The sequence below is a fragment of the Leeia aquatica genome (assembly GCF_012641365.1).
In the GTDB taxonomy this organism is placed as follows: Bacteria; Pseudomonadota; Gammaproteobacteria; order Burkholderiales; family Leeiaceae; genus Leeia; species Leeia aquatica.
Genome location: NZ_JABAIM010000001.1, coordinates 846,041 through 871,331, shown reverse-complemented (window position 1 = coordinate 871,331; position 25,291 = coordinate 846,041). Strand labels below are relative to the sequence as shown.

The following is a 25,291-nucleotide window of genomic DNA, read 5'->3' as shown; positions in this document are numbered from 1 at the left end:
GCAAAAACAAAAACGCCCAGGGTCTGCCTGCAGACCACCGGGCGTGAGTCAGGCTCAGCTGGCCTTGCTGGCTTGCGCCATCTTCTTCACCGCGTCTTGTGCGCTCATGTCCGGGTTGGCCCAGAAGGCACGGATCACATCGTTCCAGGCATTGGAGCGACCGGCCGGGACGAACAGGTCGGGTGAGCCCACCAGCTTGCCGCTCTTGGCACCGGCGAGGTAGTCGGCGTAGGAGTCCTGTGCGCACTCATCCAGGCTGCTGACATCGGCGTCGGTACGCGGCGGCACCGAACCCTTGGCGGCGCTGAAGCCCACCTGCACGTTCTTGTCCAGGATGGTTTGCGCCAGCGCCATCTGGCCTGTCAGATCCTTCTTGTTGGTCTTGTAGAAAATGAAGGCGTCGGTCAGGAAGTAGTGGCCGTTCTCGGTACCTGGCACGGCGGCACACAAGTAATCCTTGTTCGGAGCCTTCTTGGCCTGGGCAAATTCGCCCTTGGCCCAGTCGCCCATGATCAGCATCAGCGCCTTGTCCTGAATCACCAGCGAGGTGGCCTCGTTCCAGCGGCGGGTCTCGGTGCCCTTGTCGGCGTAGGTGCTCAGCTTGCGGAAGATCTCGAAGGCCTTGATCATCTGCGGGCTGGTCATGGCGGCATCGTCGCCATCATAGAAGGCCTTGCTGTACTGCGCGCCACCCATGGTACCGAAAGCAATCTGGTGGAAGGTCAGGTCCAGTGCCCAGGTGCGGGCACCGGCCACCGGCATGATACCGGCCTTCTTGGCTTTCTCGGCCAGCGCAAAGTACTCGTCCCAGGTTTTCGGTGCGGCACTGGCGCCCAGTTTTTTCAGCGCGGCCACGCTGATCCACATCACGTTTTCGCGGTGGATGGTGGCCGGAACCACCACATAGTGACCGGTGCCTGCCTTGGCGTAGCGCTGTACCACCGGCGGCAGCACCTTGTCCCAGTTTTCCTTTTTGGCGACCTCGTCCAGGTTAGCCAGCTTGTCCGGTTCATGGGCGTGGGCGTAGATGTCTTCCTGCACCTGGGCGGCTTCTGGCGGGTTGCCTTGCTGGATGCGGGTCTTCAGCAACAGACGCTGGGCGTCCGAAGCCCCTACTGCCATGTCCTTCCAGTCAAAGCCTTTGGCTTTCAGGCCTTCTTTGAACTTGGCAACGGCAGCGCCTTCCCCGCCGGTCACCCACCAGTGCATCACTTCCACGTCTTCGGCAAAAGCACTGCAGGCCATGGTGGCCAGCACGGCCCCAACCAGACACTGCAGTTTTCCCGGCTTGAATGTCATCTTGGTCCCCTTTTTTCTGCGAATGGAGAGGCCGTCGGCTGTAGCGGCTGACCTGCCTCTGGTGCGGCCAATCTTGGTTTGGCTGGGGACTATCAGACCGTAGAGGGGGGAGGGGCGTCAAACGAGAAAAATAGATACCATCAGTTAGAAAAACTAACTCAGCCCGGCAGGCTGGTCTGGCTACGCGCTGCCTCAGCGGTCAGCCAGCGCATGAAGGGCGCCATGCCCGGGTTTTCATCTGCCGTGACCGGCGAAATCAGGTAATACGGCAGGTGGATGGGGGCTTGCAATTCGGGCAAGGCTCGCACCAGACGCCCACTTTCCAGCTCGCTCTCTACCAGTGCATGTTGCCCCAGCGCCACACCCAGCCCCGCGACTGCGGCTTGCTGGCACATCAAGGCGGTGGCAAAGGTCACCCCTTGCGGGTTGAGGTTGGTCGAGCAGCCAGCGGCGGCCAGCCAGCGCTGCCAGTCCGGATACTCCGGCATGCCCTGCAAGGGGCGATCGTGCAGCACCGGTACCCGCATCAGGTCTTCCGGCTGCTGCAACTGCTCGCGCCACTGCGGGCTGCAGACCGGGTAGAGCGGGGTGGAAAGCAATTGCTGCACGCTGTAATCCGGCACCCCGGTCGGGCGGTAGTCGATGGTCAGGTCGTATTGCAGGTAATTGCGGTCCACCTCGTTCTCGATATCAAGGTGGATGCCGGGGTAGGCCTCATAGAAGCGGGGCAGGCGTGGCAGCAGCCACATGAGGCAAAACGCAGAGCGTACCGCCAGCCGCAAGGTGACCGAATGGATGCCCAGCAATTGATGGGTGCTCTCGCGCAGGGTACGGAAGGCCTCCCGCACCTTGGGCAGATAGGTTTCACCGGCGACCGTGAGCAGAATGTGATTATTCTGCCGCATGAACAGCTGCACCCCCAGTGCCTCTTCCAGCGACTTGATCTGGTGGCTGATCGCCGCATTGGTGACATGCAGTTCGCGTGCCGCGGCAGCAAAGCTGAGGTGGCGGGCGGCCACTTCAAAGGCGCGCAGGGCGTTGAGCGGGGGCAGACGGTTTTGCATGCGGGGCTCGTTTAGAAAAACTAATGCCAATGGATAGATATTGTCGCTTGCCGGGGGGGCGGCTGGCAATGTGAAATGCCAGCCAATGACAACCTGCCGCGAGAGGGCGGATTTGCCTGTTGACGGCACCTTCCTCTCCAGCCACCGGAGTACTTGCACCGTGACCCTGCACCCGATGACCCTGCTGGCCCATGACGAACCGAACCCCTGGATGTCCGTCACGCCGCCCATTGTTCAATCCTCGCTGTTCACCTTCGCCACGGTGGAGGACATGGAGCAGCGCTTTGCCGGTCATGGCAGCCAGCCCATCTACAGCCGGGGTGACAACCCGACGGTACAGCTGTTTGAACAGAAAGTGGCAGAGCTGGAAGGCGGCGAAGCAGCACGCGCCTTCTCCAGCGGCATGGGGGCCATCAGTGCTGCCATCCTCTCGCTGGTCAAGTCAGGCGACCGCATGGTCTGCGTACGCGATGTCTACCCCGACGCTTACCGCTTCATGCAAAAGCTGCTCAGCCGCCTCAATGTGACGGTAGAGTATGTGGATGGCAGCGATACCGATGCTGTGATCGCGCGGCTGGAAGGGGCTGCCGTACTGTACCTGGAAAGCCCCACCAGCTGGACCATGCGCACGCAGGACCTGCACCGGCTGGCCACCGCCGCCCGCCAGCGCGGGGTAGTCACCTTGTGTGACAACAGCTGGGCCACGCCCCTCTATCAGCAACCGCTGAAAGCCGGGATTGATCTGGTGGTGCACTCGGCCTCCAAATACCTCTCCGGCCACAGCGATACCGTCGCTGGCATTGTGGTCGGCAGTCAGGCCCGGATTGATGCCATCAACGACCTGACCTACCCCTACCTGGGGGCCAAACTGTCACCGTGGGAAGCCTGGCTACTGCTGCGGGGCATGCGCACATTGCCGCAACGCCTCTCTGCCCAGCGTCGCTCGGTGGGGGTACTCAGCCGCCGCCTGCGTGAGCACCCCGCTGTGGCCAGCGTGCTGCACCCCACGCTCGGCAGTGACAGCCGCACCCCGGCAGAAGAAGGTGGCAGCCCCTTTACTATTGCCCTGCAGCCCCATATCGACCCGCGCAAGTTTTGCAATGCCTTGCGCCTGTTCAAGCTTGGCGTCAGCTGGGGCGGCTACGAGAGTCTGGTCATCCCCTCCATCGTCAGCCTCGCCCAGGCCGCCAGCGTGGCCAATGCCCTGATTGACTTCGATGTGCCCACCAATCTGGTACGCCTTCACGTGGGCCTCGAGCACGCCGAAGACCTGTGGCAGGATCTGGCTCAAGCCTTTGAGCTGGCCAGATTGTAAAACCCCGAAATTTGGCAAGACAGCGGCAAAAGCAGTTGACAGAAATCCTGAAGCCCCTATAATTGCCGTCTCTTGTGAACGACGCGGGCGTAGCTCAGTTGGTAGAGCGCAACCTTGCCAAGGTTGAGGTCGAGAGTTCGAGACTCTTCGCCCGCTCCAGTAACAAGGTCTGCTGTAAGCCGGAATGCGGGCGTAGCTCAGTTGGTAGAGCGCAACCTTGCCAAGGTTGAGGTCGAGAGTTCGAGACTCTTCGCCCGCTCCACATACAGCGCATCACAATGCGGGAATAGCTCAGTTGGTAGAGCGCAACCTTGCCAAGGTTGAGGTCGAGAGTTCGAGACTCTTTTCCCGCTCCAGAATTTGATGGTGTCGCACAGCGGCACCCCCGGTGGCACCGGACCAGATACGGCGGGTTAGCAAAGCGGTTATGCAGCGGATTGCAAATCCGTTGAGATCGGTTCGACTCCGGTACCCGCCTCCAAATCGACAAGCGGCCTGCAGCGATGCAGGCCGTTTTGCGTTGCTCCGCAATTATTGTCGTGCTCCGCAAAATTGTTCCAACCGCGATCAGCCGCTTATCACGATAGTGACCGCCTGCCTGGGCGAATGGCCCAAGGTGCATATGTCTGCGGCGTGAGTGTTGGCATCCTGCTGACACCTCTTGTCATCACCCTGCTGGATCATGGGCGCTTAAGCGGTCTGTTGTTAGACTGCGCCCACAGCCAACCGGATGATCCATGCTACCCCACCATCGCGTTGCCCTTGAAGCTGCACTCCAGCAAGTCTATGAACCTGCCGGTTTTGTACTGAGCAGTCCGCTGCAGCCGGAGGTCGAAGGGGAGGAGTATGGTGCATGTCGTTTTGGGCTGAATGGCCTCGCTATTCATTACCGGGTGGCCAAAACCACGCCGACCAAAATCGGGCAGTTCGTTACCCTTTGGCAACGTCCGCATCCGGGGGCGGAGATTGCGCCTTTTGCTGAGCATGATCCGCTGGATGTGACCATCGTGTTGGCTGCAGAAGGTGGGCGGCAGGGGCACTTCATTTTCAGCAAGGTCACCCTGCTGGCGCACGGCATCCTCTCCGGCGCAGGTCGGGAGGGCAAGCGGGCCTTCCGGCTGTACCCGCCGTGGAGCCAGCCACAGGCCCGGGCCGCAGTGCGCAGCCAGCATTGGCAGTTACAGCACTTCTTGCCGCTGGATGCGCATGGGCAAGCAGAACCGGTGCTGACACGTTTACGCCTGGCGTTGCCTTAGGGGGTGGTGGCTGAGGCGCTGGGCTTGAAGTGAAAGGTCAGGGTGCCTTTCTCAATGGCGTTGATGATTTTCTTCACATGGGCGTCATCCGGGTGGCGGGCTTGCCAGGCTTTCAGGTTGGCGAGCGCTTGTGGTGTGTTGCCCAGTTGCTGGTAGACCAGCCCCAGGGTGAAGGGGGCATGCTCGCTGCCCAGTGTTTTGGCCTTCTCCAGTACGGGCCGGGCTTGATCCGCTTGCCCGATGTCGGCCAGAAAGCGGCCATAACTGTAGTGCGCCAGCGGATTGGCTGCATCTGCGGCGATCCACTGCGGGTAACGCTGCAGGGCGCGTTGTGCCGCGCCGGGCACATCCATGATGGCTCCCATATTGTGCAACAGGGCGCTACGCTGCAGTAAATCGCGGGCAGGGTGTTGCAGCAAGGTATCCAGCATCTGGCTCAGCTGCTGGTATTCCCGTCTGGCACGGGCCAGATCCTCTGGGCTGTCAAAGCTGGGCGGGTAGTTCTGCGCGTGGGGGTACAGGTCCGACACGATGGCATCAAAGCGGGCAAGGTCAAAGCGGGCGGGCTGACCCGCCTTGGGGGCCTGCAGTAACGCGCTAAGGTCGTGCGCCGGGTAGGGGGTGGCCAGTATCGGTTGAGCGAGTAGCGTCAGTGTCAGGCCGGTAACGATGCGCCGGGTCAGTGCAAGCATGGGATGGGCTCGGAGTCAGGTCAGTGTGGCGAGTCTAACAAAGGGTTGGGGGGGGGCGCCCAAGCAGCTTGTTACAGGGTGATATGGGTTCAGCGCAGGCGCAGGTAGCAGATTTCACCGTCTGCCGTGGTGCCATCCCGTTGCCAGCCTTGTGCCTGATAGAAACGGTCGGCGCGGGTGCCTGGGGTGGTGCTGAGGCGGATCACTGGCGCGCCCTGGGTAAACAGCCAGTCACAGGCCAGCGCCAGCAAGTGCTGGCCCGCCCCTTGCCCCTCTTGCGTCGGGTGGACAAACAGGGCCCAGATGCTGTGGTCCGTCACGCAGGCGCTGGCGAAGCCGATGATGTGCTGTGACTGCTCGCAGACCCAGCTGCGCCCCAGACGTTCCAGATGATCCACATACATGTCATGCGTAATACGGTCAGGCCGCGACAGCACGTTCTCGGTCACAGACAGGCGAATGCGGGACATGGCCGGGATGTCAGCCTCAGTGGCAAGGCGGTAGGTCAGCATGGTGCCGTTCCCGTGGTCTGTGGCAGAGGCTGAATTCTGCCACCCGATGGTATCGAGGGGAAGCCGTGTTTTTGCGGGATGCCCTGCGTGGCGGGGGCTGCCACAGGAATGGGGGCAGTTACATGAGAGGGCGGAATTACTACAGGTATTAGCAGATTATGCTACCAGCTCGGAGCATACTGACTACATTTTAGGCAGGCACATCAATGCTGCCTTGCAGCATTACATCAACATTACAAATGCTTACATTAAACTTTCTTATACCTTACACGGTAAAATCAAGCATGCTGCACCGCACGGCGGTTTTGTTGCTGTGGTGTAGTTAATACATTGATTTCAATGATTTATCTGCAATAGCCTGGCAACAAATTGGCTACATCTGCCCTTGCGCGTTCAATAGGCCCTGACCTCAAAGGGGTCAAACAACACGCAAACAACAAATGGAAAAAGGGTAGAGAGAGCATGAAGAAAACGTACCTCAGTGCAGTGATCATGGGCCTGGCATCGGTGGGCGCTCTGGCGGACTCAGGCAATGTCACCATCTCCGGCAAGGTAGAAGGTGGCTTGCACATTGAGCACGCGGTGGGTGGTGTTACTCAGAACAAGATCGACGATGCCGGCTCCGAGCTCAACTTCAGCGGCAGCGAAGACCTCGGTAATGGCATGAAGGCCATCTGGCAGGTGAACAGCGACCTGCGCATTGATGGCTCCTCCGGCGCCGGTACCCTGGCCTCAGGGGATACCTTCGTCGGGCTGGCCGGTAACTTTGGCGCGCTGAAGATCGGCAAGGGCATCAATGCCTTTGGTGACGGTTACTTCAAGGGTGGCTGGTATGTGTACGACCGTGGTCTGGACTACGACAGTGTGTCTTCCGGCAGCAACAAGGGCGCAGTGAAGTATGAGTTTCCGGCGATGGGGGGCTTCACCGCCGCCCTGAGCTGGGCGGCAGGTGAGGACAAGACCACCACCGCGCGGGCCACCGATGCCTGGGCCATGAGCGCCAACTATGCAGGCAGCAACTGGGGCGTGCATTTCGGCTACAACGCCCAGAAGAACGCCAGCTCAGGCCGCAACAGCAATACCAACCTCGCCGCCAAGATCACCCCGGTGGACAACTTCACCATTGGGGCCGAGTACAACCTGGGCCGCCTGGCGGGCAGCAGCGTCAAGCAGAAGAGCTTTGGCCTGTATGCCGACTATCAAACGGGTCGCCTGCACTTTCGCGGGCTGGTGATCCGCACCAAAAACCACAGCAATGTGGATGGCAAGAACAACCGCGTGTGGGGGCTGGGCATGAGCTATGACCTCTCCAAGCGCACGGCTTTCTTTGCCGAATACAAGCGTGAAAAGATCAACACCAACAGCGAAGCCTCGCGTGACCTGTTCATTGGTCTGTCGCACAGCTTCTAACGTGTTGATTTCGCAGTAGGTCCTCCTCATGGTTGGCCGACCCCTCGGGGCCGGCACTTTTTTGAGGATTACCAGCCGACTTCATCCTGTCAGCGCGGTGGCCCCGCATCAGCCCACAGGGCTACGCGATAAGGGAACAGCTCCGCCCGCATCACCCCCTCCGCCACTGCAGGGTCATCCTGCATCCAGCGCAGGGCCGCGGCTTCGGACTCGGCTTCCAGAATGGCGATGCCAAAGGTGCGTGCATCTTCGGTGAGGGTGCGCCCGGCCATCAGCAGCACGCCTTGCGCCAGCAGCTGTTCCAGATAAGCAAAGTGTCGCCCCAGAATGGCGGACTCTTGCTCGGTCGGCCCCTCGGTCAGCATCGCCAGCCGTGTCGGGCGGACTTGGTAGAGAAATTGCGGCATATCGCCTCCTTCTTGCGCCAACTCAGGCGGACAAGCCACCATCCACGGCCAGTGCTTGCCCCACCACATAGGATGATGCGGGAGAGCACAGCCAGTAAATGGCCTCCGCCACCTCGGCAGCCTCCGCCACGCGCCCGATCGGGATGGCTTGCGCCGTCTGTGCTGCTGCCTCGGCCTGGGCGGCGGGCGACAGGTGCGCCACCCGTTGCTGCCGCCTCGGCGTATCCACCGCACCGGGGCAGACCGCGTTGATGCGAATCTGCTGGCTGATGTATTCCAGCGCCGCCGAGCGGGTCAGCCCCAGAATCGCATGCCGCCCCGCGCTATAGAGCGCGGCAGAGGCCACGCCAGACATGCCGTTAATAGAAGACACATTGACAATGGTGCCACCACCCCCAGTCAGCATCAACGCAATCTCCTGCTTCATGCACAGGTAGGGGCCCATCACGTCGCTGGCCAGCAGGGCGCGGGCATCTGCATCAGATGTGTGGTGCAGCAGGGCAGGGTTGAACGGAATGGCCGCCACATTCACCGCACAATCCAGTCGACCATAGCGCGACGCCAGTGTCTGAAAACAGGCGGTCACAGATTCCGCCTGCGACACATCGCAGGGCAAATAAGCGGCCATCGGCCCCAGCCCGGCCTGGGCTTGTGCCCCCTTGGCAGCGTCGCGCCCGGTGATCACCACCTGCGCACCGGCTGCGATCAAGCGCTGCGCGGTAGCCAAGCCAATGCCGGAGGTACCACCCATCACCACCGCCACTTTTCCTGCCAGAACTGCTGTCATTGCATGCTGTCCATTCATGATCAAAGCGTGGCCAAGCCACTCGCATTTCGCGATTGCCAGCGTAGCGGCTTGCTGCCGGGCGTGGCAAGGGCGATACTGCAAGATATCAGAATACCGGCCCCATGGGCCGGTTTCCCCAGGATAACGTTATGCCGCTTCAAGAAGACGCACATGCCCGACTGCTCACTGTGGTTGCCCGCACCATCCAGGTGCTGGGGGTGGCGCTGTTGCTGCGGCTGGGGGTGGATACCCTGGGCTATGGGGTGGCCTCCGCCATGCCGGAGCGGGCCATCGGGCTGCTGCTCTACCCGCCACTGGCGCTGTCCTGGACGCCTTGGGGTACATGGCTGGCCGACCGCTTTCTGGATATCCCGCTGCAATGCCTCTACCTGTGCATACTGACTGGCTTGTTTCAGGTGGCGCGGCGCAAGCTGCAGCGGTAGGGCGGCTTGCAGCCGGGCGGCGTAATCAGTTTGCCGACTGGTTGAAGTACATGCTCCCCATCAGCTGGGCCATCCCCTGTACGAATTCATGGAAACCCAAGGGGATCTGGCAAGGGCGGGCAAAAGAGCGGTGCCCAAATTCTAGGGCAAGTCCCAACCGAATGACACCTGACCACAGTGGCGACAAACAAATTTGTAGAACGCTGAGTGACCACCGGGCTGATAGTCTTTAGTAGCACTCACCCAGTCGTCTTCACTTAGCTGATAGTTTGCCATCCAATGTGCTTTAGTGGTAATAGAGGCTGACCGAATATCCTCCACGCTGGCATCCCCATGAAATTCGCAGGCATCACCACAATGCGAGAGCCACTCCTCCTGTTGCCATGAATAGTAGCCCGGTGTTCTTGAGCAAACTTCCTCAACGATGTCTGATGGAAGGCCTGACTGCAGCAGTGGGTAGTCAGCCACAAATGATGCATTTAGCCGGGCGGCTGCCTCACCATTTGCAATGCACCAGGGGCATACCGACCCTTCGACATCTTGTGCCGTGTAGAGTGGCCCACCATAGACATAGCCTCGAGCGTACCCGCAGCAGATACATGTCGCGTTGTTCAATGAGATGACGCCTGACGCAATTGGATCAGGATGGTAGCGGAATTGGGGTAGTTGATCGGACATCGGATGGACTTTAAATTTATAGGTTGGAAGCTGTCGGACGCAATAAGTTAGCACGGCCCCCCGCTCCTGGGCTGCGACAGCCAGCGGTAGAGCAGCAAGCCATTGATCAGCAGTGCGGGCAGGGTGGCATGGCCGGTACTGAGTATCAGTGCCAGCACTTCAACCGGCAGCCAGGTATTGCCCAGCAACACCACGTAAGCATCCGTTACCCAATAGGCGGAGAGCAGCCACAGCAGCGCATAGGCTGGCAGCAATAGCCACCGTGCCAAGCTGGGCGAGAGCCAGCGCCGGACAGACCAGATCAGCAGGGCAAACATCACCGCAGTGACCAGCGCACAGAGCGCGCCACCCAGCATGATTTCGGACCGTGCGGGATCATCAGGCCAGCTCGATTCGCCAGAAGCCAGCACATCCGCAAACGTCAGCCAGGCATGAGCCAGTACACTGCCCACGTGCAGCAGCAAGCCCAGCGCAAGCAGCGTCAGCCTGCGTCCCAGACGAGGGGGGAACGTACTCATTCCACTTCCCGCAGCGCCACCCCTTCCATATGCTGCGCAATTGGCTTGCGGCCATCACACTTCACATTGGCCAGCTCGGTTTCCCCTTGCATGACATACACCCCGGCCTCCACCGGATGCTGCTCGTCCAGCCTATCCACTCCCCAATATACGCTGTAGCTGACATCACGGTTCGGCACATCCACCGAGTAATTCATATAGCGGCCCATGCCATGCCACTGCGTGGTGGACGCCTCGTCACGCTTGGCCCGCACCACAATCTCCGGCTTGCCACGCGGGCCAAAGCTGTAATCAATGGTCTTGCCGCTGTCGCACAGCACAATCTGCTTGCCCTTGCTGGTGGTACATTGAAACAGCAGCTTGCCACCCGCCGCACACTCCCCGGCATGGACTAACGGACTGAGCAACAGGCTGGTCAAGGACAGCAGGCAGAAGTTCACACGCATGGCGGTACACCGAAGCAGGAGGAAGATAGCGCACTGTAGCGGCGGGGGGATCGCAACGGCAAGTGATGTGAAGAAGGAGGGGGAGGCGTGAGGGTGTCTTCCGGGGGCTCAAGTGAACTGCTGGCACCACCCCTGTGTTAACGCCTCATATCGCTTGGCCGGAGGCATCAAACGCCCTGAGCGCCTCGTTCAGCACTTTTTGCGTGGAGGATTGCTCCCACTCCTCCAGCCATTGCACCGCATGACATGCCAGCGCTGCCAGCTCGCGTACCGCGAGGCGATAAGCCGGATATTTTTGGTAAAACGCAGAGGATGCACGGAGTACAGCGCACAGCAGGTCGCCCGGGTAGTGCTGCCCTTTTGCCAGTGGGTCATTCTGGAGGGTGTCCAGCGCCAGTGGCATCAGGTAAGGCAGCCCGATGTCCTGCCCGATCAATATCCGCAGGTCTTCCACCGTCATCTGCCCCAATGGCTTGTGGCGCAGTTGATGGCAGGAGACGGTCAGACTGGAACTCGACTGAGCCGGACCCCATTCCTGCCTCTCCAGCTGGGTCAGGGTCTGCGTAAGTTGCTTCCGCCGCTTGTGATTGGGGTTAGGCAAAGCAGTGTCTCCCAACGGCTGGATAAACGACAGAGGGCAAATGCAGAAAGGTTTTCTGGTAGGCGAGGTTCAGTCTACAGCACATCCAAACCAACTTGTTCTCCCACCCACAGCCCAACCTCCTCCGCCGTCGACACCACGCCACTGGCCTCTGCCGCGTCTGCCGGGTCGCCGTAGCCCCAGTCGACCCAGAGCATGGGGCAGCTGGCGGCGCGGGCGGCCAGCAGGTCGTTGCGGGAGTCGCCGACCATCAGCAGTTGGGCGGGTGGGCAGTCCAGTGCCTGGGCGACGTGCAGCAGCGGCAGCGCGGAGGGCTTTTTCTCGGGCAGCGAGTCGCCCCCCAGCACCAGCGTGAAGTAGCGGTGCAGGTCCAGCCCATGCAGCAGCGGGGTGGTGAAGGCGAGTGGTTTGTTGGTGACCAGTGCCAGCGGGTGGCCTTGTTGCTGCAGGTGGTCCAGCAGCGCGCGGATGCCGGGGTAGCAACGGGTGTGCTGGCTGAGCCCCGTCAGATAGGCCTGGTGAAAGGCGGCGCGGGCGGTGGCTTGCTGTGGGCTGTCGTCCGGCTGGGCTGCGGGGTTGTCCTGCAGGGTGCGGGCCACCAGCACGGCGGCACCGTCGCCCACATAGCTGCCTACCCGCTCGGCGGGCAGGGCGGGCAGGCCCAGCTGGCTGCGCATCTGGTTGGCAGCCGCAGCGAGGTCTTGCAGCGAGTCGATCAGCGTGCCGTCCAGATCAAAGGCTACGGCACGTATCATGGCTCCATGTCCCGCAGGTCGAGGATGTCGCCGCAGCCCATGCTGCCGGAGAGCAGAAAATCGGCAATGCGCACCGCCACGCTGTCGGCACTGCTCAGCTCGCCGTGATGGTAGTAGTGCAGGAATTGCGGGCGCAGCGGAAAGTCGTCCGGGTCGCTATCCCGAATCTGCTGCTGCATGTCGGTGTCGATGATGCCAGGCGCGAGCGAGGCCATCTGCAGCCGCGCGGGCTGGTCCTGCCCCACGCTGCGGGTGTAGTGGTCCAGCCCGCTTTTGCCTGCGCAGTAGACACTCCAGCCGGAGTAGGGCTTGCGCCCGGCGCCAGACGAGATGTGCAGGATGTGGCGCTGTACCGGCAGCGCTTCGGTATGGCGCAGCAGGGCATTGCTCAGCAGCACCGGGGCGATCAGGTTCAGCTGCAGCGCGGCCACCACCTCATCCGGGTCTTGGCGTCCCGGTACGGCAATCGGCTGTACGGTGCCGGCGTTGTTGACCAGATAGACATCGGTGATGCCGTCCCACTCCAGCCCGGCCAGCAGGTCGGTAAAGCACTCGTCCAGCGTGCTCACCTCGCTCAGGTCCAGCTCGTGCTGCTGCAGGGGCAGCGCCGCCGCGCGGGAGACATCGTCCAGCGCCGCATTGCGCCGCCGGGCGAGGCCAATCACCTCATGCTCCGGGGCCAGCAGGCGGCGGGCCAGCGCCTCGCCCAGCCCGCTGCTGTGGCCGGTGATGATAAAGCGCTTCATGCCGCCACCTTGGCCAGCTCGGCCCGCATGGCGGCAATGGTGGCGCGGTAATCGCTGGTGCCATAGATGGCTGACCCGGCCACAAAGGTATCGGCCCCGGCGGCGGCAATCTCGGCAATATTGTCGATCTTCACGCCGCCGTCGATCTCCAGCCAGATATTGCGGCCGGTCTGCTCGCGCCAGCGGTCGATGCGGGTGCGTGCCTGCCGCAGCTTGTTCAGCGTTTCCGGAATGAAAGATTGCCCGCCAAAGCCGGGGTTCACGCTCATCAGCAGCACCATGTCCAGCCGGTCCATCACATGGTCCAGATAGTGCAGCGGGGTGGCCGGGTTGAACACCAGCCCGGCCTGACAGCCGTGATCGCGGATCAGCGCCAGCGTGCGGTCGATATGCTCGCTTGCTTCCGGGTGGAAGGTAATGATGTTGGCACCCGCCTTGGCAAAGGCCGGGATCATTGCATCCACCGGCTTCACCATCAGGTGCACATCGATCAGCGCCGTGGTCAGCGGGCGGATGGCCTCACACACCACCGGGCCGAAGGTCAGGTTTGGCACATAGTGATGATCCATCACGTCGAAGTGGATCAGGTCGGCGCCTGCCTCCACCACGTTGACCACTTCCTCGCCCAGACGGGCCAGGTTGGCAGAGAGGATGCTGGGGGCAATGCGGAAGTCGGTCATGGTTGTACTCGGCAGACGGTCAACAGGAATGAAGTCTATTTTATCCCGTCCCGCGGTGCTGTGGCATAATGACCGCTTCGTCACGAGGAAACCGTCCATGGCCGACGATTCCAGCTACGCCATCGAAGTCACAGTCCGCCCGGAATACCTGGAAGACCAGTCCGATCCCGCGCAGGACCGCTACCTTTTCGCCTACTACATCACCATTCGTAATGTCGGCAGCGTCGGCGCCAAGCTGATCTCCCGCCACTGGGTGATCACCGACGGCCACATGAAGGTGGAAGAAGTACGCGGCGCAGGCGTGGTCGGCGAGCAACCCCACCTCGACCCCGGCCAGAGCTTTGAATACAACAGCGGCTGCGCACTGGCCACCCCGGTCGGCACCATGCACGGCAGCTACCAGATGCTCGCCGACGACGGCACCCACTTCGAAGCCGAAATCGCCAGCTTCACCTTGAGCATACCGCGTACTTTGCATTGAGGGGCTACAAGGTGTGAGCCTCCAAGTTTGATGTGCCATGCCTGCACTAAAAATGCACCTGACCAAGTACATGTTTCATGTCTGGCATCACCATTAATCTTGGGGGAGCACATGCAAGATGATCCGCTTAAGGCCGCCAGAGACAGTGTTTCACTCGTGTCCGAGGTTATCAAAGCAGCGGGTGAGAGTACGCAGGTAAAGGAGGCCGCAAGTAATCTTGGGCAAACGGCGGTAACGCTTACGCAAGCCATCAACAACGCGCTGCTTCCCCTGGCAGCAATCAATTTTGCTTGTAACAAGGCCAGAACCTACTTCTCTGGCAAGTTTCAACAGGACATTGCGGAGAAGACAGCGGCCATCCCGCCAGAGCACATCATAGAGCCAAAGGCATCCATCGCTGGCCCGACACTCCAAGGCCTCGCGTTTACGCACGAGGAGCCGAACCTCAAAGAGATGTACCTGAGCCTGCTGGCAACCTCAATGGACGGCAGGGCCGCATCAGTGGCTCATCCGGCATTCGTGGAGATCATCAAGCAGCTTGACAGTGAAGACGCGAGGCTAGTTCGGAATGTTCTTCAATCTGAAGATGCGGTTCCGATTGTTCAGATACGCCGCATAAATGCGAACAGTACTTTTAGCATCCTTGTACCACACATCTTTGATCTGAAAAATACGGCTGGCATCCGCGTGGAAAATCCAATGACTTCAGCAATGATTGATAACTGGATTCGTCTTGGCTTGGTAGAAATTAGGTACGACGTATGGTTGGACGAACCTTTTAGTTATTCGTGGGTTGAGCTACGACCAGAGTACATTCGATTTGCCGGATCTTCACTGGTGGACAAGGAAGAAGTGACGTATCAAAGGGGAGGGCTGATGCGTACCGAATTGGGCAAGCGGTTTGCAGCAGCTGTTGGCTTGTTGTCATAAGCTTGCACCGCGCCGATCCGCTGCCCCACGCTGGTGATTGCGGCTGCACAAGACGAGACCCGCTCTCTCACGGAAGCACAGGAGCTGGTCGAGCGCATCCCGCAGGCCCGGCTGACGGTGATTGAACACAGCGGCCACCTGATTCCACTGGAGCAGCCGGAGGCGCTGGGGCGGCTGATCCGGCAATGGTTGGATGACATGGAAATTGCCAGGGACACACATGACCCTAACCACTGAAGAGATGGCGAAGGCGCTGGCAGGACACGCAGCGGCTATTCCGGACTGGCTGAGCCAGGCGGGTGAGGAAGAGATGCTGGCGGTGCTGTCCTGCCCGGCGCTGGAGGGGCGTGCGCTCTGTCGCATCCTGCAAGCGGTGCATGTTCACCCGGGTTTGCCAGTAGAACAGCAGGCGAGCGTGCTGCAGGCACTGATGGCCAGCCCCCTGCTGCAAACAGACGATGCGGCGAATCAGCCCGCGCTGCTCAAGGCGGTGTGGGGGCTCGCTGCACAGGTAACGGTGTCCGCGACCACGGCGGCGGCACTGAGTCGCCTCTACGCTCGGCTGCCTGCCCTGCGAAGCGCGCTGGCGCAGCCGCTGGAGGTGGCGCAGCGCTGGTTACCGCCAGGCGATCAGCAACTGGAGCCCGCAACGTCAGGCCATTGCACGCTTTCGACGTGGCAAGCGGTGCGGATGGCCTTGGGCAGGTTGGCGCTGGCGCAGTCTCCCCGGCTGGCGGCTCGCTTGCTGGAGGGAGACGATGTTGCCCTGCGGCTGGTGGTGTACGCGTGTGCCAACCTGTCGACCCGGCAGATGGCGCAGGCTTTTTCGCGGGACGGCGAGCATGCCTGGCTGGAAATGGTGCATAACCCCATGCTGTGGCGCTGGCGTAGCCGGCGGCAAAGGCTGCACGACCTCGCCTGGTTCATGATCAGCAGCCAGTACCCGCCCAGCATCTGGCAGGCCGAGCTCTACAATGCGCTCAGTGACCGCTATATGCAGCAGCACCCAGCGTGGTTTGCTGCGGCGCGCTGATCGTGCTGCCGATACCTGCACCGCCGCTGCAGCGGGATCGTTACCTCAGGCTTTGACCGTTGATCGGCGGTCCGTGAATCTGTCCGTATCGGCCCTTGTCGACGGGGCGGGATGGCGTGCACGATGCGGCATCCTTTCCTCGACCGACTGGAGTGTCTCCATGATGCAAGACCTGTACGTATTGGCGGGTATTCTGGCTGCTTTGGCGATTGGTGCCGTCAGCCCCGGCCCCAGCTTTGTGATGGTGGCACGCGAGTCTGTCTCCGTATCACGCGGCAATGGTCTGGCCGCCGCCTTCGGGATGGGCTTGGGCGGGCTGCTCATGTCCTCTGCGGCCATGCTGGGTTTGACAATGGTGCTGCTGGCGGTGCCGCTGCTGTATCTGGTGCTGAAAGTGATCGGTGGCTTGTACCTGTGTTATCTGGGCTACCGTATCTTTCGCGGTGCTTCTGCCGCATTGGCGGATGCCGGGGGCGGAGCCCGGCAGGCCCACTCGGCATCCCGTTCCTTCTGGATGGCGTTTACGACCCAGATCAGCAACCCCAAAACCGCCATCGTTTACGCCAGTGTGTTCGCCACCTTCCTGCCCGGGAAGGTGTCCCTGCTGCTCGCCTTGCTGGTGCTGCTGGGGGGCTGGATGATTGAAGTTGGCTGGTATGCCACGGTGGCCTTGCTGCTGTCCGCCCCGGCCCCGCGCCGCACCTATCTGCGCTTCAAGACGGCGCTGGATCGGGCAGCGGGTACCGTGATGATGGCGCTAGGTGTGCGCCTGGTCAGCAGCGCCATCAAGCCCTGATGGTGTGAGGGCAGGGCGGGGAAGTCGCTGCGGGCTTCCCCAAACGGCCAAATGCTGCTAGAATCGCGCCCTCTGATTGGCAGACCCGCCAATCGTGGACGCCGGTATAGCTCAGTTGGTAGAGCAGCGCATTCGTAATGCGAAGGTCGTAGGTTCGACTCCTATTACCGGCACCACATCCCCTGCTGTGTCGAATGAGGCTGTTTGGCAGCCTGTCTGTTTTCTGCGCTGTGTGCGTGGTTGACCGTATTCTCTCTCTGGCAGTCTGGATGTTTGAGCCCGTTTGGGCTTGTTTTTTTGTCTGATTCATTGTCATAAAACATTGACATGACTATTGAGTCATTTTGTTTCGATTGTTACAAATCGGTTAAAAATTATTAGCACATTCATTTGTGTGTACTAAGTTAGGTGATGGATATGCAGCAGATCAAACGGTGGCGTTCCCTGGTTTCCGGCGTGGTGGCCGGGCTGGCATGGCTGGCGATGCCAGCACAGGCGCTGACCTTCGGTATTCAGGAAGGCTCCGGCAGCAGCGGGGAAGCCGATTACAGCAGCAACAAGTATCAGCCGCTGGCGGCTGCGCTCAGCGAGGTGCTGAAGCAGCCTGTCAATGCAAATGGCTTGTCGCCGTATCGGCAGTTTGATGCTGAAAGCTTCAAGCGCTATCAGGTGGTGCTGGTACGCCCGGGCACGGTGGCAGGTTGGGCGATCCAGAAGCTGGATTACACCCCGCTGGTGGCACTGGACAATGGCCCGGCTCCGCGCAAGGTGGTGCTGATGGGCAGCCCGGCCATGCGTGAACGGCTGAAGACCCAGGCCGGCCTGCGCGGCCTGAAGCTGGCCTTGCCGATTACCGGCGGTGAAACCTATCAGGTGGCCACCAGCATGCTCAAGGCACAGCGCGTGAATCTGGACGAGGTCACGGTGTACTCGGTACGTCAGCAAGGTGCCATGCCGTTCGCGCTGGAAAACAAGATGGCCGACCTGGCCGCGGTAAAGAGCGATGCCTCGGTGTTTGCCAAGATGAAGGGCAACGCGGCCATGGTGCCGGTGCTGGAGAGCGAGGCGTTGCCGCCGTGGGTGATTCTGGGCAGCAAGCAGCTGGGGCCGGAAAAGCTGGCACAACTGCGCCAGGCACTGCTGGCCATGATGTCCAACCCGGAGCAGAAAGCCCTGTGGCAAGGCTTGCGGGTGACCAATATCCGCGAGATTGATGCCAAACCCTATCTGGACACCTACAACCGCTACGGCGGCGCGTAAGCGTTGCAGATCACACCCGGTGTCACCGGGTAGCATGAAAAACGGGGGCCTGGCGCCCCCGTTTTTCATGCCGTGTGCGGGTCCGCATTGATGCCAGCACACCGCTGCGAGCCGCGCCCGCATTGGACTTCGGCCAGTATTAGGTTTCAGTGGCCCCGCCTTTGGCGTACCTGAGGGTCGCCGACTTTACAGTGCACCGGTCGCCGCCCCGTGCGGCTTGTGCAATCGCAGGAGTGAAGTCATGAAACAGCTGGGATGGTGGGTCGGGATGATGTTGCTGGCAGCCGGGGCGCAGGTGCGTGCCGAGGAAGCGGCAGCCCCGGATAACAAAGACAACAACTGGTCGGTCACCCTGGGGGCGGGCGTGGTGAGTGGGCCCAAGTATCCGGGCGCCAGCAAGCGGGAATCTGGCTTGATGCCGATCGTGAACGTGACGTATCGGGATATGTTTTTTCTGGACAGCATGCGCGGGCTGGGCGTGCAGTATCCGGTGAGTGAGCATTGGAGTGCATATGCGTCGATCGCCGCCGGGGATGAACGCAAGGAGAAGGACGATAACCGCCTCAAAGGGCTGGGTGACATCAAGGCGCGTGCCACTTTCAATCTGGGGGCCGAATGGGAAAAAGACCGCTGGAAGCTGGGGGTGTCGCTGAGCCGCCGCATGGGCAAGGATGATTTGCCAGGGCAAACCGGGCGCAAGGGCGGCATGCTCACCAGCATCGAAGGCAGCTACGCCGTGGTGCAGACTCAGCAGACCGAAGTCAGCGTGGGGCTGTCGGCCACCCACATGAACAAGGCTTACGCCGAAACCTTCTTTGGCGTGAATGCCCGGCAGGCCAGCCAGTCCGGCTTGCGCAGCTTTGAAGCCAAGGGCGGGTTGCGTGACGTGGAGCTGTTCATCGAAGGCAAGCACCAGCTGGACAAGCACTGGTCCCTGCTGGGGCGGGTCGGGGTATCGAAGCTGCGCGGTGATGCAGCGCGCAGTCCGATCACCCAGAAATCCCGCAGTGTCAGCGCCTTCTTTGGTGCGGCTTACACCTTCTGATCTTGAGCCTCAGAACCTGTTTAGGGTCTCGCGAGCGAGGGGGAGACAAGGCGAAAACGACTGAGGAAGCGGAGTTTACTGGGTGTGAATGAGCATTCCGAAGTGGTTTTCAACGCCGTATCGCCGTCGCGCAGCAGGCTATAAACAGGTTATCAGGCCAGCTGCAGCGCCAGCGCCGCTTGGTTGGCGCTGAACACATTGCTGCGGGCCGGCAGCGGCGCACCTTCCAGCGCCGCTTGCCACTCGGCCTGTGGCAGCACCAGCGCAAAAGCGGTGTGCAGCACGGTCAGCGTGGTCTGGTGCAGGGTTTGGCCATCGGCCTGACCCCGCTCATGCGCGTAGGGCAGCGAGCCGGTGGCATCGCTCAGCACTTCCACCTGATAGCCACGGTGGGCCGCGTCGCGGGCGGTGCTGTCGATGCAGTTGTGCGTCATGTAGCCGACTAAGGTCAGCGTGTCGATCTCGCGTTCACGCAGCCAGTCATCCAGTCCGGTACCGGCCAGCGCGCTGGCCAGCTTCTTCTCGATCTGCAACTGGGCGGGGCGTGACGCCACCGTCGGGTGGTTCTCCCAGCCGTGGCTGCCTGGGCGAAAAATTGGCGAATCCATCGTGCTGCTGTGTTGTACCACCACCACCGGGATACCGTGCGCGGTGGCGGCATCCATCGCGGCGGCGATCTTCGGCAGCGAATCATTGACGGCGGGGTACGTGATGCGGAAAGGGCCGTCGATATAGTCGTTCTGGACGTCGATGACCAACAGGGCGCGGCGGGACATGCGGTTCTCCTTGAAATAGACACCTGTCGTACAGGCATGTCGGCATTGTGCCGGGCAGGGCGCATCGCCAACATTGGCATGAATGACATAAATGATTATAATTGTGCCAACCGCATTGGCTTGGCGCTGCCCCATGTCGTCTTCCCATCCCCGTGTCGCGGTGCTGGCCTTTCCCGGCATCAGCCTGTTCCACCTCTCGGTGCCGGACCTGCTGTTTGGCGAGGACTGGAGCCGACTTGGCCTGCCCCGTTTGCACTATCAGGTCTGCGCCGAGCAGCCGGGCCTGCTGCCCACCGCCAATGGCCTGCCTGTGCAGGTCGCGCATGATCTTGCGGTGCTGGCAGAAGCTGAACTGATCATCATCCCGTCCTGGGGGGATCCGGCCATACCCGCCAGCCCGGTGCTGGTGGCGGCTTTGCAGCAGGCCGCGCAGCGGGGCGCGCGCATGGTGGGGCTATGCCTGGGGGCGTTTGTGCTGGGCGATGCCGGTCTGCTGGATGGCCGCGATGTCACCACCCACTGGGGCTGGTGCGCGCAGCTGGCCGGGCGCTTCCCGCAGGCGCGAGTGCACGCCGATGTGCTGTATCTGGATGACGGCGCGGTAATGACCTCCGCCGGAACGGTGGCCGCCATCGACGGCTGCCTGCACCTGTTGCGACAGCAGCAAGGCGTACAGGCGGCCAACCGGGTGGCGCGGCGGCTGGTGATGCCGCCGCAGCGGCAAGGCGGGCAGGCGCAGTACATCGAGCAGCCGGTACCGGTCCGGGCTGGCGACGAGCGCATTGCCGCCACGCTGGACTGGGCGCGTGAACGGCTGGACAGCCCGCTGGATGTGGATCAACTGGCGGCGCGTGCCCTGATGAGCCGCCGCACCTTCCAGCGCCGCTTTGTCGACGCTACCGGCCAGACCGTGCAGCAATGGCTGGCGCAGGAACGGGTGCGGTTGGCCTGCCAGCTGCTCGAAGGCGGCGACTGGCCGGTGGAGCGGGTGGCCCAGGCGGTGGGTTTTGCGACGGCGCTCTCGCTGCGGCAGCACTTCCAGCGCCACCTCGGCATCACCCCCGCCGCCTGGCGCAAGCTGTACCGCCCCGTTTCCCTGCGTGACGAGGGTTAAGACGAGCCGAGCAAAGTATCCGGCAGATTGGTCAGAAAGTCCTGAAACGGTCGCTGCGTGCCCATGCCGCGTGACACAATCAGGCTGCCCTGCAGGCTGATCAAGGCTTGTTCTGCCCGATTGCGGGCGAGGGGCATGTCGATGCCCGCTTCATGCAGCAGCCGGGAGAGGGCATCTACCCAGGCGGTCATCAGGCTGTGGATGGTGGCATCAAACGGGCCTTCACAAGGCTGGCCCAGTGACATCAGGTTCAACAGACACGCCTTGCGGCCACCCTCATAGAACTGGTCCAGCCGGGCCACCATGCCCTCCAGCCGGGCGCGTGGCGTACCACTGCCTTGCAGCGGCTGCAGCACTTCCTTGCCCAGCCATTCTCCGGTCATGTTCAGTACTTCGGCGGCCATTTGTTCTTTGCCACCCGGAAAACGGTGGTAAAGGCTGGCCTTCTGCAGGCCGGTGGCCAGTGACAGGGTGGCGAGCGTAGCGCCTTCATAGCCTGCGGCGCGAAAGGCATCACAGATGCGCTGGAGCAGGTCAGCATCCTGCACGGTGCTTTTTCTTCCCACGGTGTACTCATTGGCATTGTTACAGTCCGGATAGTATACCGAACGATCAGTAAAATATCTATTGACACGGCAGCGCTTTCATCTGTAGCATTTATTTACCGAACGATCGGTAATAAATTTTAACCCATACCAACACCCTCAGGAGTTCAACATGTCCAAGACCGCCATTGTGATTTTTGCAGATGCCAAATCGGGTTCGGAAGAAGCGCTGGGTCGCTTGTTCAACGCGCTGTTCGTCGCCTACGAATTGCAGGAAAAGAAGCAGACTGTCGCGGTGATCTTTCAGGGCGCAGGCGTGCGCTGGGCTAGCGAGCTGATCAAGCCCGAGCATCCGGCCAACACCCTGTACAAGGCCATCCTGCCCAGCGTGGTCGGGGTCTGCGGTGGTTGTGCCGATGTGTTCGGCGCCACTGAAGAAGCGACCGAGGCCGGTGCCAAGCTGATCCGCGAGAAGGCCATCCCGGGTACCTCCGGCATCATCGACCTGTCCAAGTATCTGGACGACGGTTACCGCCTGTTGACGTTCTGATCATGCTGGCAGCCCGGCAACGGGCTGCCTGACCGGAGAATCCGCATGGACGATCTGTTTCATGAAGGTGAAGTGGCCATCCAGGAAGCCACCGGCGAGCGACACAAGGCGCTGCTGAATGGCCACGCCATCACCCGGCTGGTACCGATGCCGGCGCGACCCTTCGTCGCATTGCAAACGGGGTTTGCGCTGGCCTGGCAAGACCTCGCCGGGAAGCCCTGGGTGCGCTGGCTGGAGGGGCAGGCGGGCTTGGCCCAGGTCTCATCAGGCGGCGACGAAGTCGAGCTTCGTTTACCGGAAGATGCGCCCGTAGACCTGCAGCTGGGGCAAGCGCTGGGTCTGCTGTTCATTGAGCTCAGCAGCCGTCGCCGCTTGCGGGTGAATGGCCGGGTCAGCCAGCAGGAGGGAGCGCTGTTGCGGGTGGCGGTAGAGCAGGCCTACCCCAATTGCCCGAAGTACATCCAGCGCCGTATTCCGCAATGGGGGGAGGCCGCGCCTGCGCCAACGCCCGATGTCATGGCGGGGCAGGGCGTGCCGGACACCCTGGATGTGTGGCTGGCGGAAACGGATACGCTGTTTGTCGCCAGTGTTCACCCCTCGCATGGGCTGGACTGCTCGCATCGGGGCGGACCCGCAGGCTTTGTGCTGCGCGAGGGGGACACCTTGCGCATACCGGACTATGCCGGCAATGCCATGTTTGGCACCCTGGGCAATATCCAGGTGTATCCGCAGGCGGGCTTGTGTTTGCTCAGTTTTAGCCGCCACCAGCAGCTGCTGTTGAGCGGCCCCGCCGCGATCGAGCTGGCGGTGCCGGGTACCGAGCAGGCCACCGGGGGTACCAATCGCTGGTGGCGGGTGCAGCCCGAGCAGTGGCGCATTGCCCCGCTGGATAGCCGCGTTAACTGGGACTTTGTTGATTACTCACCGTTTAATCCTTGATCATGAAACTCATCGTACAGCGTAAAACCCTACTCGCCACCGATGTGGTGCAGCTGACCCTGGTGGCTGCGGATGCCAGCCCCTTGCCCGGCTTTACCGCCGGGGCACACCTGACCCTGCACTCGCCGGTTGGCGAGCGCCGCTACAGCCTGACTTCCTTGCCGACAACACGCGAGCACTACCAGATTTGTGTCCAGCGTGCCCAGCCGGGCCGGGGCGGCTCGGACTGGATACACACCCACCTGCAGGTGGGCGATGAGGTCACTGCCAGCGGCCCCTACAACGCCTTCCCCTTGCAACCGGATGCGCCCCATACCGTCTTGCTGGCGGGCGGCATCGGGGTGACGCCGTTCTTCGGCATGGTGGATGCGCTCAGCCAGGCCGGACGCTCATTTGAGGTGCATTACGCCGTACAGTCTGTCGACCGATTGCTGCTGCCAGATCAGCTGGGGCCGCATCGGCACACCTATGTCAAAGCGCACGGCGAACGGCTGGATTTGGAGTCGCTGCTACAGCAAGCGCCGGCAGGGAGCGCCTTTTATGTATGCGGCCCCCACCGCATGCTGGAGGCGGTGAAGGCCCGAGCCGCGCAACTGGGCTTGCCTGCTGTGGTGTTGCATATGGAAAGCTTCGGTGCAGCACGTCGCCCGCAGGACCAGCCCGTAGCGCTGACCTTGACCCGTACCGGCGTCACCGTGCTGGCGCAACCGGGTGAGACGCTGCTGGATGTGGCACAACGGGCGGGAGCCTGGGCATCGTATGAATGCCTGCGGGGCGAGTGTGGTGCCTGCTACGCCGAAGTGACCGGCGGCGAGGTCGACCACCGCGACGTGTGCCTGACCCCGGCGCAGCGCGCCAAAGGCATGTGCCCTTGCGTATCCTGGGCCACAGGCCCGGCATTGCAGCTGGACCTGTAGCAGTCCTGCTCTGCGCGCAGCATCATGTTGCACCGCTCATCCGGCCCGTGCTGCCGTCCACGCCGCCGTGGCTTGACCAGCCTGGCCCGGCCCGCGCATGCTCCTGACATTCATCATGGGGTGGGTAGCGGGCGGTGTTTCATTTCACCTATCGGGCGCGGACGCCGCAAGGGCGTGCATTGAGCGGTCAAGTGACCGCCAGTGACGATGCGGCGGCACGGGCGACGCTGGCACAGCGTGGTTATCTGGAGATTGAGCTGCATGAGTCCACCGATACGGCCCCTGTGGTGCACGAGCGTTTCAGCCGCCCGCAGTTTAACCTGACCGCTACCGAAGAGGCCCGCTTGCACCCCGCCTCCGGCCTGTGGATGCAGCTGGGCCGGGTGAGCCTGCGGCAGGTGGCCTGGTGGGGGCCGCTGGCAGGGTGGCTGCTGTTGGCCTTGCTGTTTCGCCATCCACTGGATTGGGCGCATGGCGTACCCGCCATCGCCTTGCTGGGCTATGTGGTGTGGTTTCTGTGGTCGTCCTTGCCAGAAGCGCTGTATCGTCTGGCCTTGTTCTCGGCGGAGTGGGGCGACTGGGCCGCATCGGGTCGCTGGCTGCGACGGCTGATGCGTCTGCCGCGCGGCTGGCTGAGTACCCCATTGCCCCGGCAGGAACTGGATTTCCGGCTGGCGATGGCGGAAGCCGGGCAGGGGCGACTGCAACAGGCGCTGGACCAGATCGACCACTATGCCCGTGATGCAGCGCTGGGCCCGGCCCGATATCTGGCGCGGGTGGCGACCATTCATCATGCTGCGGGAGACTACCGTGGCATGCTGCTGCGCCTGCATGAGGCCCATATTCTGGCCCCCACCTCGCACAGCCGGCTGGATCTGGCACTGGTGCAGGTCCGCTGGGGACAGAACCCGCAGGCGGCGCGCAAGTTGCTGGACGAGGTGGATGAGTCCCGGCTGGAGGGCATGGCCAGCCTGTGCCTGCATTACAGCCGTGGTCTGATTGCCCTCAATACGGGGCATCCGAGGCTGGCCTTGCCGCACCTGGAGCTGGCCATGCAGCAGGCCTGCCACCAGCTGGACTCGCCCCCCATGTGCGGGCTGCTGCTGGATATGCGGGCGCATTATGCGCTGGCCTTGCTGGCGCTGGGCGAGCGCAAGCTGGCCAAGCAGCATTTGTCCGCCATCCGCGACTGGCTGAAGGCCAAAGGGGACAAGGCCTTGATGCGACGCTGCAAGCAGGCGCTCAGTGCCGGTCGCAGTGTACCTGCACTGGCGGTCGCCGCCTGATCTTGCCTCT

The 25,291-nt window shown here is 61.9% G+C and carries 31 protein-coding genes and 5 tRNA genes; 21 read left to right on the top strand and 15 right to left on the bottom strand.

Annotated elements, in window-relative coordinates; all coding sequences use genetic code 11:
* Positions 1 to 54: 54 nt before the first annotated feature.
* Entirely contained in the window at positions 55 to 1,299 is a 1,245-nt protein-coding gene (locus tag HF682_RS04505) for an ABC transporter substrate-binding protein (RefSeq protein WP_168876025.1), read from the bottom strand.
* Between the two features lie 158 nt (positions 1,300 to 1,457).
* On the bottom strand, positions 1,458 to 2,363 hold the full coding sequence (locus HF682_RS04500) for a LysR substrate-binding domain-containing protein (RefSeq protein WP_168876024.1): 906 nt from the start codon (positions 2,361 to 2,363) through the stop codon (positions 1,458 to 1,460).
* Positions 2,364 to 2,523: 160 nt separating this feature from the next.
* Between HF682_RS04500 and HF682_RS04495 the strand changes: the two genes are divergently transcribed.
* From HF682_RS04495 to HF682_RS04470, 6 genes are all read left to right on the top strand, one after another.
* Positions 2,524 to 3,678, top strand: a complete 1,155-nt coding sequence (locus HF682_RS04495) for an aminotransferase class I/II-fold pyridoxal phosphate-dependent enzyme (RefSeq protein WP_205881901.1) — start codon at positions 2,524 to 2,526, stop codon at positions 3,676 to 3,678.
* An 83-nt stretch (positions 3,679 to 3,761) separates the two neighbouring features.
* Positions 3,762 to 3,837, top strand: a tRNA-Gly gene (locus HF682_RS04490).
* A gap of 27 nt (positions 3,838 to 3,864) precedes the next feature.
* Positions 3,865 to 3,940, top strand: a tRNA-Gly gene (locus HF682_RS04485).
* Between the two features lie 18 nt (positions 3,941 to 3,958).
* Positions 3,959 to 4,034: transfer RNA gene (locus HF682_RS04480), tRNA-Gly, on the top strand.
* A 51-nt stretch (positions 4,035 to 4,085) separates the two neighbouring features.
* A tRNA-Cys gene (locus HF682_RS04475) sits at positions 4,086 to 4,159 on the top strand.
* A gap of 256 nt (positions 4,160 to 4,415) precedes the next feature.
* Entirely contained in the window at positions 4,416 to 4,934 is a 519-nt protein-coding gene (locus tag HF682_RS04470; RefSeq protein WP_168876023.1) for a MepB family protein, read from the top strand.
* On the opposite strand, the gene HF682_RS04465 is transcribed toward HF682_RS04470, so the two are convergent.
* Together HF682_RS04465 and HF682_RS04460 are read right to left on the bottom strand one after the other, a co-directional pair.
* Positions 4,931 to 5,626 carry a tetratricopeptide repeat protein gene (locus HF682_RS04465; protein ID WP_168876022.1) on the bottom strand — a complete coding sequence of 232 codons (696 nt, stop codon included), beginning with the start codon at positions 5,624 to 5,626 and terminating at the stop codon, positions 4,931 to 4,933. The genes HF682_RS04470 and HF682_RS04465 overlap by 4 nt on opposite strands.
* 89 nt (positions 5,627 to 5,715) lie before the next feature.
* A complete protein-coding gene (locus HF682_RS04460; RefSeq protein WP_205881900.1) occupies positions 5,716 to 6,138 on the bottom strand; it encodes a GNAT family N-acetyltransferase in 423 nt (140 codons plus the stop codon).
* Positions 6,139 to 6,600: 462 nt separating this feature from the next.
* Here HF682_RS04460 and HF682_RS04455 point away from each other — a divergent pair, with 462 nt between their 5' ends.
* Positions 6,601 to 7,548: a porin gene (locus tag HF682_RS04455; protein ID WP_168876021.1), complete on the top strand. Its 948-nt coding sequence runs from the start codon at positions 6,601 to 6,603 to the stop codon at positions 7,546 to 7,548.
* Between the two features lie 89 nt (positions 7,549 to 7,637).
* On the opposite strand, the gene HF682_RS04450 is transcribed toward HF682_RS04455, so the two are convergent.
* Both HF682_RS04450 and HF682_RS04445 read right to left on the bottom strand, forming a co-directional pair.
* A complete protein-coding gene (locus tag HF682_RS04450; RefSeq protein WP_168876020.1) occupies positions 7,638 to 7,955 on the bottom strand; it encodes a YciI family protein in 318 nt (105 codons plus the stop codon).
* A 22-nt stretch (positions 7,956 to 7,977) separates the two neighbouring features.
* Positions 7,978 to 8,742 (bottom strand): SDR family NAD(P)-dependent oxidoreductase, encoded by a 765-nt coding sequence (locus tag HF682_RS04445; protein ID WP_168876019.1) that lies wholly within the window; start codon positions 8,740 to 8,742, stop codon positions 7,978 to 7,980.
* Between the two features lie 149 nt (positions 8,743 to 8,891).
* Here HF682_RS04445 and HF682_RS04440 point away from each other — a divergent pair, with 149 nt between their 5' ends.
* The gene (locus tag HF682_RS04440; protein ID WP_168876018.1) at positions 8,892 to 9,185 is read left to right on the top strand and encodes a hypothetical protein; all 294 of its coding nucleotides are present in this window, start codon (positions 8,892 to 8,894) and stop codon (positions 9,183 to 9,185) included.
* A gap of 141 nt (positions 9,186 to 9,326) precedes the next feature.
* Here HF682_RS04440 and HF682_RS18080 read toward each other — a convergent pair whose 3' ends face one another.
* The 7 genes from HF682_RS18080 to rpe all read right to left on the bottom strand — a co-directional run bounded on the left by HF682_RS18080 (position 9,327) and on the right by rpe (position 13,609).
* On the bottom strand, positions 9,327 to 9,863 hold the full coding sequence (locus HF682_RS18080) for a CbrC family protein (protein ID WP_168876017.1): 537 nt from the start codon (positions 9,861 to 9,863) through the stop codon (positions 9,327 to 9,329).
* Between the two features lie 47 nt (positions 9,864 to 9,910).
* Positions 9,911 to 10,381: a hypothetical protein gene (locus HF682_RS04430; protein WP_168876016.1), complete on the bottom strand. Its 471-nt coding sequence runs from the start codon at positions 10,379 to 10,381 to the stop codon at positions 9,911 to 9,913.
* A complete protein-coding gene (locus HF682_RS04425) occupies positions 10,378 to 10,827 on the bottom strand; it encodes a hypothetical protein (protein WP_168876015.1) in 450 nt (149 codons plus the stop codon). Before HF682_RS04425 ends, HF682_RS04430 begins: the two co-directional genes overlap by 4 nt.
* A gap of 145 nt (positions 10,828 to 10,972) precedes the next feature.
* On the bottom strand, positions 10,973 to 11,428 hold the full coding sequence (locus HF682_RS04420; RefSeq protein ID WP_168876014.1) for a contact-dependent growth inhibition system immunity protein: 456 nt from the start codon (positions 11,426 to 11,428) through the stop codon (positions 10,973 to 10,975).
* A 74-nt stretch (positions 11,429 to 11,502) separates the two neighbouring features.
* Entirely contained in the window at positions 11,503 to 12,183 is a 681-nt protein-coding gene (locus tag HF682_RS04415) for a phosphoglycolate phosphatase (RefSeq protein WP_168876013.1), read from the bottom strand.
* Positions 12,180 to 12,929 carry an SDR family NAD(P)-dependent oxidoreductase gene (locus HF682_RS04410; protein WP_168876012.1) on the bottom strand — a complete coding sequence of 250 codons (750 nt, stop codon included), beginning with the start codon at positions 12,927 to 12,929 and terminating at the stop codon, positions 12,180 to 12,182. The genes HF682_RS04415 and HF682_RS04410 overlap by 4 nt, the downstream gene beginning before the upstream one ends.
* On the bottom strand, positions 12,926 to 13,609 hold the full coding sequence (gene rpe / locus HF682_RS04405; protein ID WP_168876011.1) for a ribulose-phosphate 3-epimerase: 684 nt from the start codon (positions 13,607 to 13,609) through the stop codon (positions 12,926 to 12,928). The genes HF682_RS04410 and rpe overlap by 4 nt, the downstream gene beginning before the upstream one ends.
* Positions 13,610 to 13,706: 97 nt before the next feature.
* Here rpe and apaG point away from each other — a divergent pair, with 97 nt between their 5' ends.
* The 8 genes from apaG to HF682_RS04365 all read left to right on the top strand — a co-directional run bounded on the left by apaG (position 13,707) and on the right by HF682_RS04365 (position 19,154).
* Entirely contained in the window at positions 13,707 to 14,090 is a 384-nt protein-coding gene (apaG, locus tag HF682_RS04400) for a Co2+/Mg2+ efflux facilitator ApaG/CorD (protein WP_168876010.1), read from the top strand.
* Between the two features lie 111 nt (positions 14,091 to 14,201).
* Positions 14,202 to 15,020 (top strand): DUF4393 domain-containing protein, encoded by an 819-nt coding sequence (locus tag HF682_RS04395; protein ID WP_168876009.1) that lies wholly within the window; start codon positions 14,202 to 14,204, stop codon positions 15,018 to 15,020.
* 33 nt (positions 15,021 to 15,053) lie between these two features.
* Positions 15,054 to 15,257 carry an alpha/beta fold hydrolase gene (locus HF682_RS04390; RefSeq protein WP_168876008.1) on the top strand — a complete coding sequence of 68 codons (204 nt, stop codon included), beginning with the start codon at positions 15,054 to 15,056 and terminating at the stop codon, positions 15,255 to 15,257.
* On the top strand, positions 15,241 to 16,053 hold the full coding sequence (locus HF682_RS04385) for a hypothetical protein (protein WP_168876007.1): 813 nt from the start codon (positions 15,241 to 15,243) through the stop codon (positions 16,051 to 16,053). The genes HF682_RS04390 and HF682_RS04385 overlap by 17 nt, the downstream gene beginning before the upstream one ends.
* Positions 16,054 to 16,213: 160 nt before the next feature.
* Positions 16,214 to 16,849: a LysE family translocator gene (locus tag HF682_RS04380; protein ID WP_240947046.1), complete on the top strand. Its 636-nt coding sequence runs from the start codon at positions 16,214 to 16,216 to the stop codon at positions 16,847 to 16,849.
* Positions 16,850 to 16,949: 100 nt separating this feature from the next.
* A tRNA-Thr gene (locus HF682_RS04375) sits at positions 16,950 to 17,025 on the top strand.
* 241 nt (positions 17,026 to 17,266) lie between these two features.
* On the top strand, positions 17,267 to 18,109 hold the full coding sequence (locus HF682_RS04370; protein ID WP_168876006.1) for a phosphate/phosphite/phosphonate ABC transporter substrate-binding protein: 843 nt from the start codon (positions 17,267 to 17,269) through the stop codon (positions 18,107 to 18,109).
* 241 nt (positions 18,110 to 18,350) lie between these two features.
* A complete protein-coding gene (locus tag HF682_RS04365) occupies positions 18,351 to 19,154 on the top strand; it encodes a MipA/OmpV family protein (RefSeq protein ID WP_168876005.1) in 804 nt (267 codons plus the stop codon).
* Between the two features lie 152 nt (positions 19,155 to 19,306).
* On the opposite strand, the gene HF682_RS04360 is transcribed toward HF682_RS04365, so the two are convergent.
* Entirely contained in the window at positions 19,307 to 19,930 is a 624-nt protein-coding gene (locus HF682_RS04360; RefSeq protein WP_168876004.1) for a cysteine hydrolase family protein, read from the bottom strand.
* 133 nt (positions 19,931 to 20,063) lie between these two features.
* Between HF682_RS04360 and HF682_RS04355 the strand changes: the two genes are divergently transcribed.
* A complete protein-coding gene (locus tag HF682_RS04355; protein ID WP_168876003.1) occupies positions 20,064 to 21,044 on the top strand; it encodes a GlxA family transcriptional regulator in 981 nt (326 codons plus the stop codon).
* Here the strand turns inward: HF682_RS04355 and HF682_RS04350 are convergent.
* Complete coding sequence (locus tag HF682_RS04350; protein WP_168876002.1) at positions 21,041 to 21,610, bottom strand: TetR/AcrR family transcriptional regulator; 570 nt, start codon at positions 21,608 to 21,610, stop codon at positions 21,041 to 21,043. The genes HF682_RS04355 and HF682_RS04350 overlap by 4 nt on opposite strands.
* Before the next feature lie 151 nt (positions 21,611 to 21,761).
* Between HF682_RS04350 and HF682_RS04345 the strand changes: the two genes are divergently transcribed.
* The 4 genes from HF682_RS04345 (at position 21,762) to HF682_RS04330 (ending at position 25,281) form a co-directional block, all read left to right on the top strand.
* A complete protein-coding gene (locus HF682_RS04345; RefSeq protein ID WP_168876001.1) occupies positions 21,762 to 22,139 on the top strand; it encodes a DsrE family protein in 378 nt (125 codons plus the stop codon).
* A gap of 45 nt (positions 22,140 to 22,184) precedes the next feature.
* On the top strand, positions 22,185 to 23,078 hold the full coding sequence (locus HF682_RS04340; protein ID WP_168876000.1) for a PNPOx family protein: 894 nt from the start codon (positions 22,185 to 22,187) through the stop codon (positions 23,076 to 23,078).
* A gap of 2 nt (positions 23,079 to 23,080) precedes the next feature.
* Positions 23,081 to 23,995, top strand: coding sequence for a PDR/VanB family oxidoreductase (locus HF682_RS04335; protein ID WP_168875999.1), 915 nt, complete (start codon positions 23,081 to 23,083; stop codon positions 23,993 to 23,995).
* Positions 23,996 to 24,129: 134 nt separating this feature from the next.
* On the top strand, positions 24,130 to 25,281 hold the full coding sequence (locus tag HF682_RS04330; protein WP_168875998.1) for a hypothetical protein: 1,152 nt from the start codon (positions 24,130 to 24,132) through the stop codon (positions 25,279 to 25,281).
* Positions 25,282 to 25,291: the final 10 nt, after the last annotated feature.

Coding starts and splice junctions, on each gene's coding strand:
- HF682_RS04505 (WP_168876025.1), bottom strand. CDS start 1,299: ATGACATTCAAGCCGGGAAAACTGCAGTGTCTGGTTGGGGCCGTGCTG.
- HF682_RS04500 (WP_168876024.1), bottom strand. CDS start 2,363: ATGCAAAACCGTCTGCCCCCGCTCAACGCCCTGCGCGCCTTTGAAGTG.
- HF682_RS04470 (WP_168876023.1), top strand. CDS start 4,416: ATGCTACCCCACCATCGCGTTGCCCTTGAAGCTGCACTCCAGCAAGTC.
- HF682_RS04465 (WP_168876022.1), bottom strand. CDS start 5,626: ATGCTTGCACTGACCCGGCGCATCGTTACCGGCCTGACACTGACGCTA.
- HF682_RS04460 (WP_205881900.1), bottom strand. CDS start 6,138: ATGCTGACCTACCGCCTTGCCACTGAGGCTGACATCCCGGCCATGTCC.
- HF682_RS04455 (WP_168876021.1), top strand. CDS start 6,601: ATGAAGAAAACGTACCTCAGTGCAGTGATCATGGGCCTGGCATCGGTG.
- HF682_RS04450 (WP_168876020.1), bottom strand. CDS start 7,955: ATGCCGCAATTTCTCTACCAAGTCCGCCCGACACGGCTGGCGATGCTG.
- HF682_RS04445 (WP_168876019.1), bottom strand. CDS start 8,742: ATGACAGCAGTTCTGGCAGGAAAAGTGGCGGTGGTGATGGGTGGTACC.
- HF682_RS04440 (WP_168876018.1), top strand. CDS start 8,892: ATGCCGCTTCAAGAAGACGCACATGCCCGACTGCTCACTGTGGTTGCC.
- HF682_RS18080 (WP_168876017.1), bottom strand. CDS start 9,863: ATGTCCGATCAACTACCCCAATTCCGCTACCATCCTGATCCAATTGCG.
- HF682_RS04430 (WP_168876016.1), bottom strand. CDS start 10,381: ATGAGTACGTTCCCCCCTCGTCTGGGACGCAGGCTGACGCTGCTTGCG.
- HF682_RS04425 (WP_168876015.1), bottom strand. CDS start 10,827: ATGCGTGTGAACTTCTGCCTGCTGTCCTTGACCAGCCTGTTGCTCAGT.
- HF682_RS04415 (WP_168876013.1), bottom strand. CDS start 12,183: ATGATACGTGCCGTAGCCTTTGATCTGGACGGCACGCTGATCGACTCG.
- HF682_RS04410 (WP_168876012.1), bottom strand. CDS start 12,929: ATGAAGCGCTTTATCATCACCGGCCACAGCAGCGGGCTGGGCGAGGCG.
- rpe (WP_168876011.1), bottom strand. CDS start 13,609: ATGACCGACTTCCGCATTGCCCCCAGCATCCTCTCTGCCAACCTGGCC.
- apaG (WP_168876010.1), top strand. CDS start 13,707: ATGGCCGACGATTCCAGCTACGCCATCGAAGTCACAGTCCGCCCGGAA.
- HF682_RS04395 (WP_168876009.1), top strand. CDS start 14,202: ATGCAAGATGATCCGCTTAAGGCCGCCAGAGACAGTGTTTCACTCGTG.
- HF682_RS04385 (WP_168876007.1), top strand. CDS start 15,241: ATGACCCTAACCACTGAAGAGATGGCGAAGGCGCTGGCAGGACACGCA.
- HF682_RS04380 (WP_240947046.1), top strand. CDS start 16,214: ATGATGCAAGACCTGTACGTATTGGCGGGTATTCTGGCTGCTTTGGCG.
- HF682_RS04370 (WP_168876006.1), top strand. CDS start 17,267: ATGCAGCAGATCAAACGGTGGCGTTCCCTGGTTTCCGGCGTGGTGGCC.
- HF682_RS04365 (WP_168876005.1), top strand. CDS start 18,351: ATGAAACAGCTGGGATGGTGGGTCGGGATGATGTTGCTGGCAGCCGGG.
- HF682_RS04360 (WP_168876004.1), bottom strand. CDS start 19,930: ATGTCCCGCCGCGCCCTGTTGGTCATCGACGTCCAGAACGACTATATC.
- HF682_RS04355 (WP_168876003.1), top strand. CDS start 20,064: ATGTCGTCTTCCCATCCCCGTGTCGCGGTGCTGGCCTTTCCCGGCATC.
- HF682_RS04345 (WP_168876001.1), top strand. CDS start 21,762: ATGTCCAAGACCGCCATTGTGATTTTTGCAGATGCCAAATCGGGTTCG.
- HF682_RS04340 (WP_168876000.1), top strand. CDS start 22,185: ATGGACGATCTGTTTCATGAAGGTGAAGTGGCCATCCAGGAAGCCACC.
- HF682_RS04335 (WP_168875999.1), top strand. CDS start 23,081: ATGAAACTCATCGTACAGCGTAAAACCCTACTCGCCACCGATGTGGTG.